We start from the raw sequence: 12,647 nt of genomic DNA, 5'->3' as shown, positions 1-12,647 counted from the left end.
ACTAACGATCTCCGAACAACACACGACTTCGACGTTAACGAAGTCATGGCTCTTTGCGATCAATAAGCGAGTGAGGTAGGGTGGACACCCCAGGATTATGTTCGTTTCAAGGAGCTCCTTCCAAAGATCAAGGAGTATGTAACCGTCAGAAGTCAACTTGCCAACAAGAATGTCCTCGACAGCATCATTGTCTACCGTCACCATCTACAATGGTTAGCAGCTCAGAAAGGGGTAACCTTAAAGCTGTTCGGTCCAGTTTTAGCTCGAGCTGAACATTCCAACTCAGTTATCAACTTGGTTGCCACCCTTGATCCTTCTGTGTATGTAGTTGACGGACACAAATTAGAAATTAAAGCTTACTATGCCCTAGTCGATCTAGCTCTTGCCTTTAAGAAACTCTTCAACCGACCAGTCAACATCATTGATTCCGAAGAAATCAAATCCTTCTTACGACCCATCATTGAAAAAGATGCTGTAGATATCATGAAGCTTGATGCCACCGTACAGTATCAAATTACACCGAAAACGAGTAAACAGTATTTCAGCAGGCTTTACGGATTATTGTTCGAAGAGTATGCGGGGCTTGACATTGATAACTCAGAGTTCGTAAATGAGCTTTATACTTCGCAAGCCGAAAAACTCAGCAAGTTTTTCAGCGAATTATTGAAGTTGTATGACAATGATCTCCGCGAGTGTAAAGAATTCTACTTTGTAGAAGTCCTTTACCTCTGTGAAGAGCTGTTCCAAAAACATAAATACCTAGGTCTCAGCAAGTGTAAAGAGTTAGACTTTGAAGAAAAGCTTCACATTCGTGAAAATATCGACCAATTTCATAAGGTTCTCACTCGTTTCAAGGAGTTACTCCCATCGATCAAAGAGTATGTCATTGCACGGCTCCAATCTTATCAGGAGTAGAGGGGGCACGAGTCATCATAAATTTCGAATAGAAAGGGTGTTATCACATGTGTAGTTATAATTGGAATGGTATGCTTAAAATAAGCAAAGAAGAGGCATTAGGACTCTTTATTACAACCAACTTTGAAGTATTTCGTTTATACGATGACGGAACGGAAGCATTGGTATACAATGAATCAGAAATCTATAACCACAACGGTTGCTTTGGTAGTGACGCTCGTCGCATTGGGAGAGTGAATGGTAATTTGCAAGTGAATTTCTAAAACATTAGCGTTGGGTATAGCAGCTGCCGCGAAAAACGGCAGCTTTTTATTTTGACATGAATATAAACACATCAGAAGTAGCCAGTAGATTTTTTCTTGCTCAAATAGTGCAAAAGTAATAATCACTTTGACCTACTTCATGCTATGGAGTAATATGGAAGAATAGTACAAAACTAGAGGTTAGGGGAACGGGGAATTGCTCCAAACTACTTCATCCTTAAGATCCATTCTTGATATTCACGAGTGGTTAAATCAGTGTGCGAATATTAAGAATGAAATAGATAATTACGATAGGTTACCTGTTGATTTATCAAACTTAAAATGGGTATCACCAGTAGGAATAACGGTGTTACTGTCGACACTAAATTACTTGGACAATACCTACTATTTAAAAACGGATTCACCTGAATATGATGCCAGTAAAGGTAAGCTTGATATCTTAGGCTATATGGAACGAATGAATTTCTTGAAGCTATGCCCATCGGATGTCAAAGACTCCTTTGAAGAAGATCATAATATGGAAGTTTATTATCACCGCAACCGTAATCAGAAGGATGAGGAACTTGATGAACTGCGAGTATCCAAATCTGATGAGGACATTATCGACCTCGATAGATCGGTTAAGAAGATAATGAGAGCAAAAGGGCTTATTAAGAATAGGGTAACTGATATTGCTGGCATCGTGACGGAACTGGGTCAGAACGCCGTTGAACATACGGGAACAGACTGTTACTCGTGTGTACAATACTATAAGAAAACAAGTAGTCGTCCCGCGAGAGTTGAGATTGCCATTTGCGATACAGGCAGGGGTATTGTTAAATCCTTAAAGAAGCATATACCACATAAGGACAACGATGATATCGTCAAGAAGGCAATCTTCACTCGAGCAACCAGTAAGCCAGAGGAGGATCGTGGGAAAGGCTTAATCGACGTCAGGCAAACAACGTTTGACTGGTCTTCAGATGCAGAGTTCTATGTTAGAACACATGATAGTGCATACCGTATCCACGAGGACGGACTAGAGTTGTTGGATGTGGGGAATTATTTTTACGGAACTTATTTTTACATTGTAATAAATGTCTAGAGGCGAAGACTTGACAGACACGAGAATATATACTAAATTTAAGGAAGAGGTTGATTTCAATTACGAAATTGAAACCTCTCCCTCCAAACTACATAGAAAATGGTGGATCATTATGTTTAAGATTAACTTACTAACTGGTGGTGAAGAGAAGGTAAGCTTAATCGGTAGACGAATAATGATTCCGCTGAACCAGTTGGTAATGCATCAGATCATCGATGCTCCATACGGCACAGTATTCGTTTATGATATGGAGCAAGTGGAAGGTATGAATGGTTCTGGAATCGATGAGGTTATCGTCAAACCGTTAAAGTGGCTTCGTCAAGAACTTAAGACACAGGACAAGTACCTGTATCTTATAAACTTGAGTGAAGAAGAAGATCATCTATACAACCTTAGAAAAACTCTTCGCGACGAAGATGTTGTAGTTGTTGCTCAGAGTGGGGTATCGTTTGAACTTATTGGTGACCTTGGTGATGCTTCAAAAGAACTTCTTGAGCTTACCTATAAGCACAAGCAAATAACCGCGAGATTTGCTTCTGACTCGCTCGGAAAAAAGCTTAATCTTGTAAGCACGCAGCTCAACAAGCTTCATGAGCAAAGGTTGTTGAAACGCCAAGAAGAGCAGCTTGAAGAAGGCGGAAGACAGTTCGTATATAGCAGTTTATTTTGAGGGGAGAGCGATCTCCTTTTAATAACAGGGGACTTCAATTACAGGATTGAAATCAAAGATTTCAGTCTTTATTATAAAATCGATTTCAATTCTTAATTTGAAGTCGTGGGAGGAGGTGAAAGGTATGGGATTGGCACCAAGGTTGATCTACAGATTTGCTATTCCGTTAGTGGCGTTTTTGCTAATTGTAGTAATGATAATCCTTCCTTTGGGAAGATCGGCTTATAATTCATTACTTGGTGATAAGGTGACCGTAGAGTACAAAGCAAAAGTGGTTTCTATGGATGGGGATAAAGCAACTATCCAGTGGAATGAGGACAAGACGATTATTATTACCCAAGGAAATACATATGTGCCGCAAAGTCAGGAAATCGATTTGAAAAAGTACAGCAATGTAAAGATTGGAGATACATTCACTGTCGCGGTTACAGAGCCAGGCTTGCTGAAACAGGGTGGGTTAGAGGAGAAACGCACTGTCGATGTGAAAAGTCACAACATTAACTTTATCAAGTCAACGTGGCGTAAATTATTTGGATAGGAGGTCGGGAAGATGTTAGACAAAAAAGTAGCCCGCAAATTCCCTTGTCGGGAACCCACGGGCGTGTAGCACTAAGCCAAATCCTAGTGCCTGTCGTAAATACTTTAGCTGGTTTTTATTCTACCACTAGGATTGGTTCCCTTCAAGCAAAACAATTTGAAAGGACTGATAATATGTTGATATGTCGTAAATCTATCCGTCGTAAAGACGGCACCATAGTCACTGCAGCACAGTTGGGTTTGAAAGCAATATGCTTTGAAGTAACTGACGAACAGCACGAAGCCTATCTCGATAAAAAGAAAAAAGAGAAGGCTGACAAAGCAGGTTAGAAGCAAAGTTTAGATTTGGCGGCTCTGTGGCAGGGGAGCCGTAACTATAAAAACAACATTATGGAGGTTATTACAATGGCTAAAAACACAGGAAACGGATATCGTAAGGGAGCAGTTAGTGATCGCTCCCAATTCCAAACTCCAAATGGGAATTGGGCAAAGCGTGATGTAGAGACAGGGCGTATCATGGATCAAAAGACATCCGGTGGAACATTTAAGGGTGTTCGTAAGGAGAAATAATAGTATTAAGTAGTTCCAGAGCTGCCGCGAAAAAAGGCAGCTTTTTGTTTTGCATTGATGGTTTGCTATATTCTCCTAAATTTATCTTGATTTTTCTGTCGTTCCAAGTGATTAATAACAAACACACAATCTCATTAAATCGATAATTGGAGGCTTGGAACGATGGATAGAAAAGATATTAGAAAAGCTTTAGAAACTCATTTTAGTGTAACGGCGCGGTATATGGGCGCGCCGAGCTTCGCTTATCAGCTTGAAACAGCACAAGGGATTTATAATATTGATAAAGCAGGGACAATCACGTCTTCAGATGGTAACGAAGTGACCCTAAATTTCCTTGTTTATGGACTGAACGAAGGAGTAACGGCGGAAGCGTCAGCTGATCCGCAAGTCGATCCTCCAGTTGAACCGCTTGTTGAACCGTCCGTTGAGCAGTCATTGGTAGCCGATCAACCAACAAGTCCTATCTCCGATGTCGAGGTAGTTGTCACAATGGAAGGTCACACTGGCTCCACCCTGAAGAATCTCGCAAATATGGTCTACAGTAAACAAGACCTCATAAGAAAGTCGCTCAGCGGTGAAGGGATAATTATCGACAAGGCTTTCAGTTCACACATCAATGGAGTCCAAGTGGATACCTTAGAAAGCTTCAAGTTAGCGATTGACGGACTTAATGAACAATTCTGCCCAGGCATCACATTCGACTTCGACAACAGCACTATCGTCTTTAAGTTTCTAGAAGGTGCAGCTAATCTCGAAAAGATCCAAGCTTACACAAACTTTGTCTCCACGCTCAATGATTGTGCCAAGACGCTAAAGTACACTTCACCTAAGTCGAAGGACACCGACAACGATAAATTCTCTTTCAGGCTTTTCCTCGTTCGAATCGGAATGGTGGGCACAGATTATAAAAATACTCGGAAGGTTTTGCTTGAAAAGCTCGATGGCAACTCTGCATTCCGCTACGGTAGTAATTCAGTAAAAGAAAATGCTGAAACCCCGGTTCAATAATGAGTCGAGTTATGTAGCTGTCGTGAAAATTGGCAGCTATTTTTATTTTTCCTTAAGTGTTCACCCGCCCACCCACCCAACCAACCACAGAAGCTGATATCACTGTAGTTCACTGCAGTTAGAATAGCCGCTCGATATTTTTCTAATCCAAGAGTTGTGCGGCGATAAAATAAATTAAGTACAAGGTGAAGTCCAACAAAATCAGACGCTATCTCATACTCGTCACCTAGATATTGAAGGTACCTTCAGTGCTTGGAGGGGTCATGATTCTTTAATTATATATAACGAAATGTGAGGGTGTCGAGAAATCGACACCTTCTTTTTGTTTTCCTGATGTTATATCACATTCGATTTTGTAACCAATAAAAACTAACCGATTTCAGCAAAGTAAAGCTGATCAATTTTACAGGAGTAGTGAGTGATCCTTTATTCACTTAACCGAATTAAACGGATGGTGAAAATTATGAGTAATGCAGAATGGGTTGATGATTATCCAATGGATATTAGCGAGGAAGACTCTACTCCGATCGACAGCAGCTCTCCGAAAGACTCCTTAAATTTCTTTGCCGATGTTGCCTTGAAGTACATGCATATGATGGGTATTGACCCTCAAAGCATGCGTATGTCTTTATTTGAAATTCGGCTTCGGGAATTGACAGCTTTGAAGAGCCTAAGAATGGAGGATGTAGCCATTGCAGCAACTTCTACTGACAAAACATACCTTTCATTAATCAAGAAGTGTATCCCAGAAGTTGCTCCTTTCTTAAAGCCTGACATGATTCCGAAGTATAATACAATCCTTGTCGATCTGTTCGGGGTAGCTCTTTCAGCTGTTATTTGGAAAGGAATCGAGTCTGAGGCAGTCAAGAAAGGGTTAACTCCTGAAGCGTTTAAAGTGCTGTGCCAATCGAGTGATATTGATCCTGCATTTTACTTATCTCAGATGCAACAATCTCAGTTCATTGGGGAGGTAGCCATTGACGCAGATACATTTGATGTTCATCCTACAGCTGTGATCGCGGAGAATCTCAAACTCCTTGAGCTCCTTATTGAAGGTCAGCCGAAGCAGGTTGAGTCTATTGAGGAAGATCCTGAAATCAGCAATGTAGACGAGATGGAAGTATCAGCTATCGTACAGGACATTCTCAATACCTACGATAAGTTGTATGCGCCTGGCTTCATTAATCGTCCCTTAGGGGTTTTAACCTCGGAAGGGGTTCTCACTATTACACCAAGCGGGGAACAGAGGATTATTAAAATTGGGCAATCCTACGCCAAAGCGATTTATTCAGGTTTAACAAGATTCACTAACGGCTACCTGCCAACGACCACTTCATCGGAAGTAATCAATTCTTCATTCTTGTCCTCGGATGGGAAGCTTAATGAAGTCTACAGCCCAATGTATCATGTGCGAAACATTTACGGTATCAAGGCAGATGGTAGCACGGAGCCTAAATGGAGTGAGTTTAGGAACTACTTAAAAAATGATCTTGAGAGTAAAGTCCGTAGTGTGCTCAGCAAGGTAGAAAGTGACGATACCATTCGTGTGCAGATGGCTCTAAAAGAGCTATTCACTAACTGTATTGTCATTGACAGCTTAGATCGGGTAAAGGCTCTCCAGATGCGAATGAAGGTTGAAGGACTACCGAAGGGGTTCGGAGGCTTTTTGTTAGCCAACTCGACTCAGATGTTCGCCACTTCTACGGGTAAGTTAATTAACGAGGAAGAGGATAGCGTAAAGGTTCGCAGCGTTCTGTATGTTTTTGACGAAAAGGCTTACACCAATGAGATCCTTTTCTCGTATAAGGCTATCGAAAAAATGCTCTCTGCAGGGGTAGTTCCCTCAGCTAAGAGTGTTGTTCTTGGTAGAGGAACGAATGGTAAGGATATCACCGAAAACTTTGATGATGCTGGTAATGTCATCATCGGGATCATTGCAGGAAGCCGTTCAGGTAAGGGTGTTGTGACTCTCAATGTATTGGCAAGCCTGTATGCAGATAATTGCCCTGTGTTTTATCTAGACTACAAACCCGATATGGCAGCTACATTATGGGAAGCCGAAAAGGAGTTAACCTCCAAAGGGTTACAAGCTCCGATTTTCGCAATCGACTCCCTAGCTGGTCAAAGGGCTGATGATAGCAGCATTGTAACTCCAGTAAGAAAATATCCCTATGGGCTGAACGCTCCTGAAGGTTTGGGTTTAGATGTAAAGGATTGGGCAATGCTTCCTTATTTGAAATCGATGCAGCTTGCTTGTTTGTTGGCGGGGTTGAGAGCTTCGGGACACCTACCTGCAAAGGATAAAGCTTTCTTCATTTTGGACGAGGCACAAAAAGCCAACAGCCGTTACGCAATAGTTCTCGGAAAAATGATAGGAGCAGAGTCCAAGTTTAAGCCTAAAGGAAAGGACAAGGCAGAAACTCCCGAATACCTCTACGCCCAGAAGTTCATTGATGTATTCATGAGAGATCTAAAGGATGGTATGGGTGCGATCATGAACACCACTGGCGGTGCAGGTCGGGTAGGGTTAATCGTTTTGGGGCAGAAAGCCGATCCAGTCGAGTGGAAACTCGGGGAAGTTGGGGGTTGGAGGGAAAGTGTATTCGGTAACCTAGTTGCCAACATGAATGTTAAGCTGATCGGACGCGACAGTGGTAACAGTCCATCCTATGGTCTGCCAAGCTTCAGATTTTCCGGTTCTGAGTTTAAGGATGAACGAGGCTACTTTATCCGATATAGGGGTTCCAAGACGCCAACCAACGACAACGGCTCAATCGATATGATCAAGACGTATCTCGTCCTTAATAAAAACGACTTCAACCATAACGAGTATAGTGCCGGGAGAGTCGATAAGTCCTCATTTACCGGAAGTTTGTTAACCAATATCAATGACGATACGGTTCGGCAGTCGGTTGTAACAGACAATCTCTTGAATCGAGACGGTTCAATTCGCGAGTCAGTGGGGTTCCTCGGCTTAATGAAGCTCATCATGGGTAACTCGAATGATGCAGCGATGGCAGAGAAAATGTCTAGTGCCTACAACCTGATTACTCGGGTCTTTCAACAAATGGGATTAAATAAGACCTATTCCTGCATTGAAGAGTATCTATACGATTGTAGTTTTGAAAGTATCTTTTCTATAAGTAAATTGGAGCAAATGTATCTTGGTGTAGATGGACATGATGATGGCGCTTCTGTCTCCAGTGACGGTAACGGTGACTTCGATTGGTTTTCTAGCCAGGGTAGCGTTGCAAATCCAGTAACTATGCAAACGGATAGAGCACTGTCTAGTTCGAGTACAGTACAGGATGCTTCTATTCCCCCTGCAGGGGGAAAAAGTTGGTTCGGTGATTTCACAGGTTCTGCTTCCGCAGCTGTTCGTTCGGATAAGTTAGATGAAGGTCAATTCCAAGGTTATGTAGAGCAACAACAACCCAAGAGTGTGCCTAAACATGCTGATGCTCACGTTTCTCCAAACCAACGCATGGCATACTCGGATGTGTATGAGGAACAGCTTGAGCCTAAACCCAATCCATTCAGCGTTTTTAATGCGAACGGAAATGCTATCTCAACACTGAACGCACTTCGTCTGATGTCGGAACACTTAATGCAGAAGATAAAATTAATGGTCGGTGATTTCAGACTGGTAGAGAGTGTTGAGATTACTGGGACGGGACTTGTTATTAACGATATTGCTTTCCGACCGAGGTTTTCACCAGAAGTTCTAAAGACAATGCCAAGGGCTATTCAGTTAAAAGTGAGCAAAGGGAATGTTGTTGACCTGTTCCATTTCGGAGATTTGAAGAAGTTCAAAAACTTAACTTGTCTTAGGATCGATAATTCCAGGCTTGCAGAAGGTCGTGTCCGTCAGGAGATTGGCTTTAGTCCGAGTAAGCCTTGGCACCTTCTCTTTCCAAGAAAGCCGAACCCTCGCATATTTGAACGCTTTCCGAATCTAAGTGAGTTGTATATAGCCGGAGTTAAGATTACTGATGAAGCCACTTCAAAAGAGTATGACAATAATGGTCGCGGAGGATTTACTTTAACTGAAAAGCTTCGAAAAGCTTTCAATATGAGAGTAGATAAAGTCTCGTCGCCACCTATGGAACGTGTATGGGACTCAAAGCCAGTTAGATTTGCGTCCAATACGGTAGGATGGTCATTGGCTATCAAGGGGGTAGCTCTCGCGGCAGCATTTATGGGACCTTGGGCAGTGGTTGCAGCAGGAATAGCAGGCTACGCGGTATACAAGGATTTGAAAAACAAGGATGGTTCGAAGGGCAAGGAAGGAGCGGTATCAAAAAAATAATGCCCCATCAGGGTTCTACAGCTGCCAGTGAAAAACGGCAGCTTTTTCTTTCTTTATGGATAACTTACCATCAATCACACAGCATGAATGGTATTTTAAATCACATACTTTAACACATAGTTTGATCACATACTTCAATCACATATGTCGAATCACATAGTTCCAATTACTTATGCAAATGCTTCCAATTCAGTATAATAGGCTTATTACTTATCCCAAGGGGGCTAAACCGAATGAAAGCATCGCAGGATCTTATTAAACAATTGGAGTTATTGTATGAGCAGTATGAGCAAGAAGTAACGGAGCAATTGGCAGTAGGTAACCTAAAGCCAAAAACCGCTAAGACGTATCTAACCCATTCAACCAACTTTGTCAGATGGTGCCGAAATGATTTTGAGCCAGGAGGCAGAAACAAGTAATGCAATCGTGTTTAGCCACGACTCGGCTAACAGCAAGCTGTTAGCCCTTCAAAATCCTCTGCAGGTTACAAAACCATATGCTATGATATGGAAAAATACGGCATATGGGGGTTTTGAAATGTCTGTTCCTGACAAGAAAATCGTTGTTAACAAACTAACTCAAAAGTACGGCTGTTCCCTTTCAACAATTAACAGGAAACAAATTATGTTTCAAGGTATGATCAATGGAAAGCGGATCGTTGTCTGCACACCATCCTCCAAGCTTCACCCGAACGGTAAGGGTTGGTTTGACCTCACAATAAAACAAGTAGAACTTCTGGATGAGGCGGACATCGCGGTTTTAGCTGTTCGACTAGAAGGTAGCAACATCTATTACGTAGACTTTAAGGAGCTACGTAAGATGATTACTCTCGACCTTCAGGTAGTAAACCCAAACGAAGGCGAACATTGGAAGTTCCATATATGGGGTAATTACATTCGGGTTCTTGGTGGTCCGAATAAGTTCACGGTTGTGCCGGAACAAGCCAATTATATAACGTCATGAGGTATAGGATCTGGTGATATCCGATGAAAATGACCACAGAACTTTATAAGCTAAAGGTTTATGTTTTAGCAGGGGAAGAGTACACAGTTCTTGGAACATATATAAACGCCAACACCAAGATCACCTTCAGACATAACAAATGTAACTCCGAAATTTCGATGAGACCGTACATGTTCATCAATGGAACGAGATGCAGAAAATGTTTTATTGAAAGCAGGAGAAGGACTCAGGATCAATTTGAGAGCGAAGTTAGGAATCTCGTTGCTGATGAGTATCGAGTTATCGGCAATTATGTCGCTAATGGGACTAAAATAGAGATGCAGCATAATAAGTGTGGACATAACTATATGGTCACTCCTGCCCACTTCCTAGATGGGACTCGCTGTCCTCAATGTTTTGGAGCACAAAAGAAGTCCGATAAACAGTTCAAGCTGCAAGTATACGATCTAGTTGGTGATGAGTACACTTTCCTTGGGGTGTATACGGGAGCTAAGTCCAAAATACCCGTTTTGCACAAGTCATGCGGTAAAGAGTATACCGTTTTACCTAATGACTTTATTAAAGGTAACAGATGTCCTTATTGTTACGGTAATATAAGAAAAACCACCGAAGAGTTCAAACAGTCAATCAAGGATAAATATGGTGACGAGTATATCATCCTCGGAGAGTACAAGAACAATCGAACCAAGATCGAGCTAAGACATACTGTTTGCGATCATGAATACAGTGCTTCTCCCGATAATCTCATAGCGGGGTATGGATGCCCGAGGTGTGCTGGCAATATCCAATGGACAACAGAGGATTTCAAAAAATATATCTTCGAGCAAGAGGGTTCTGAGTATGAGGTGCTTGGCGAGTATGTCACTTCAAAGACCAAAATAATGATGCGTCATGTGACTTGCGATTTTAAGTTCAAGACTTCGTTAGATGAGTTCAGGAATGGTAATAGATGTCCTTATTGCAGAGAATCTAAGGGTGAGAAGCGAATAACTAATTTCCTAACCCAACAGCAGCTTAGCTTCATTCGTCAGTATAGATTCGATGATTGCCGTTACAAAAAACCCTTACCTTTCGATTTTGCAGTATTTAATGGAGACACTCTGCTTTGTCTTATCGAGTATCACGGTAGGCAGCATTACGAAATGGTCAAAGCATTTGGTGGAACATCGGGACATGAGGAACGGCGTAGGAATGATTCGATTAAGACTGACTATTGTACATCCAGGGGTATACCCTTGATCGTAGTCCCTTACTTGGAGCTTTCCAATTTAGAGGAATATTTAGAAAAACACTTAGCCGCGCTGACAAACAATAATGCTGAGATGGAGAATAGTCGATGAAGTTTGCAGTAATTCCCACAAAAGATGATCCTGTTGTAAATCCGTGGTTACATAAGATAGGTAAGGAACGAGCGGAGAAATGGTTGAAGGATAATGGTGCTGAAACGACTAAAGATAATAATAAGCAAACCCAAAAGCAATCCCATTTCGTACACGGTGATAACGGTGAATCAATTAAGATTACCGTCCGTTGGCATCGTGAAGGTAAGGACAACCCAAGAACCTCGGTTCCAAACGTCCCTGCTGTCCTAGAGCTTCCATCTAAAGTAAGTCATACTTTAGTAGTTCGAACATACTTCGATCATGAGGGGTTCAATACTGATTTTTGCTACTTTACGTTTATTCCGAGAGCTTTCGCTACAACAACGCAAGATGTAACTTATTTAAACAAGAAGAAGGATTTCATCTATGAGTTGATTCCAGTAAAGCAGCTGGACACCTTCCCTTACAACAATTACAGCAACAACAAGTTGCCCGAAGATACGGTAAAAGAGATGGAGGAAATGGCTAACGGGGTAAACTCCCTGCCATTATCATCAACCGAAAAGGATCAAATGATTAAAGCTAGAATCGGTCAGGGTAAATTCAAGCGAGACCTACTGGATCTAAGCAAGAAGTGCCGTATGTGCAGCGTTTCGGATGAGCGCTTTCTGACTGGTAGCCACATCAAACCTTGGAGTAAGTGCATAGAGAAGCCAGAGGAACGGGTTGATCCCAATAACGGTTTCCTGCTTTGTCCAAATCACGATTCCTTATTCGATAAGGGGTATATCTCATTCCAGGATTCAGGCGAGATCATCATTTCGCCTTTGCTCGATCTCTTAACGATAATGTCATTGAACATTAGGGACACTGATATCATCACGGTCAACGAGAAGAATCTGCCGTACCTGAACTGGCATCGAACTCGTCACAAGGATAAGCTTAATTAAGTTCTAGGCGATCTCTACCCGAAATAGTTCATTGTATCAGTTATTTTTATAATAAA

At 41.8% G+C, this 12,647-nt stretch carries 12 protein-coding genes; all 12 read left to right on the top strand.

The window, feature by feature from the left end; translation table 11 throughout:
* Positions 1-318 precede the first annotated feature (318 nt).
* The 12 genes from AC58PV_RS24265 (at position 319) to AC58PV_RS24210 (ending at position 12,591) form a co-directional block, all read left to right on the top strand.
* Positions 319-915, top strand: a complete 597-nt coding sequence (locus AC58PV_RS24265; RefSeq protein WP_497435110.1) for a hypothetical protein — start codon at positions 319-321, stop codon at positions 913-915.
* Positions 916-1,374: 459 nt separating this feature from the next.
* A complete protein-coding gene (locus AC58PV_RS24260; RefSeq protein WP_497435109.1) occupies positions 1,375-2,262 on the top strand; it encodes a hypothetical protein in 888 nt (295 codons plus the stop codon).
* Between the two features lie 10 nt (positions 2,263-2,272).
* Positions 2,273-2,932: a hypothetical protein gene (locus AC58PV_RS24255; RefSeq protein WP_497435108.1), complete on the top strand. Its 660-nt coding sequence runs from the start codon at positions 2,273-2,275 to the stop codon at positions 2,930-2,932.
* Between the two features lie 124 nt (positions 2,933-3,056).
* Positions 3,057-3,470: a hypothetical protein gene (locus tag AC58PV_RS24250; RefSeq protein ID WP_497435107.1), complete on the top strand. Its 414-nt coding sequence runs from the start codon at positions 3,057-3,059 to the stop codon at positions 3,468-3,470.
* A gap of 173 nt (positions 3,471-3,643) precedes the next feature.
* Positions 3,644-3,799 carry a hypothetical protein gene (locus tag AC58PV_RS24245; protein WP_497435106.1) on the top strand — a complete coding sequence of 52 codons (156 nt, stop codon included), beginning with the start codon at positions 3,644-3,646 and terminating at the stop codon, positions 3,797-3,799.
* Between the two features lie 75 nt (positions 3,800-3,874).
* A complete protein-coding gene (locus AC58PV_RS24240) occupies positions 3,875-4,039 on the top strand; it encodes a hypothetical protein (protein WP_497435104.1) in 165 nt (54 codons plus the stop codon).
* A 162-nt stretch (positions 4,040-4,201) separates the two neighbouring features.
* Positions 4,202-5,047, top strand: a complete 846-nt coding sequence (locus AC58PV_RS24235; RefSeq protein ID WP_497435103.1) for a hypothetical protein — start codon at positions 4,202-4,204, stop codon at positions 5,045-5,047.
* Between the two features lie 463 nt (positions 5,048-5,510).
* A complete protein-coding gene (locus AC58PV_RS24230; RefSeq protein WP_497435102.1) occupies positions 5,511-9,356 on the top strand; it encodes a hypothetical protein in 3,846 nt (1,281 codons plus the stop codon).
* Between the two features lie 233 nt (positions 9,357-9,589).
* Entirely contained in the window at positions 9,590-9,775 is a 186-nt protein-coding gene (locus AC58PV_RS24225) for a hypothetical protein (RefSeq protein ID WP_497435101.1), read from the top strand.
* A gap of 118 nt (positions 9,776-9,893) precedes the next feature.
* Positions 9,894-10,319 (top strand): hypothetical protein, encoded by a 426-nt coding sequence (locus tag AC58PV_RS24220; protein WP_497435100.1) that lies wholly within the window; start codon positions 9,894-9,896, stop codon positions 10,317-10,319.
* A gap of 23 nt (positions 10,320-10,342) precedes the next feature.
* Positions 10,343-11,659: a PDDEXK family nuclease gene (locus AC58PV_RS24215; RefSeq protein WP_497435098.1), complete on the top strand. Its 1,317-nt coding sequence runs from the start codon at positions 10,343-10,345 to the stop codon at positions 11,657-11,659.
* The gene (locus tag AC58PV_RS24210; RefSeq protein ID WP_497435097.1) at positions 11,656-12,591 is read left to right on the top strand and encodes an HNH endonuclease; all 936 of its coding nucleotides are present in this window, start codon (positions 11,656-11,658) and stop codon (positions 12,589-12,591) included. Before AC58PV_RS24215 ends, AC58PV_RS24210 begins: the two co-directional genes overlap by 4 nt.
* The last annotated feature ends 56 nt before the right edge of the window (positions 12,592-12,647 follow it).

This window comes from Paenibacillus sp. J22FR83, from assembly GCF_059691955.1.
The sequence above is the reverse complement of the archived record's forward strand: the minus strand, read 5'-3'. Positions and strand labels throughout refer to the sequence as shown.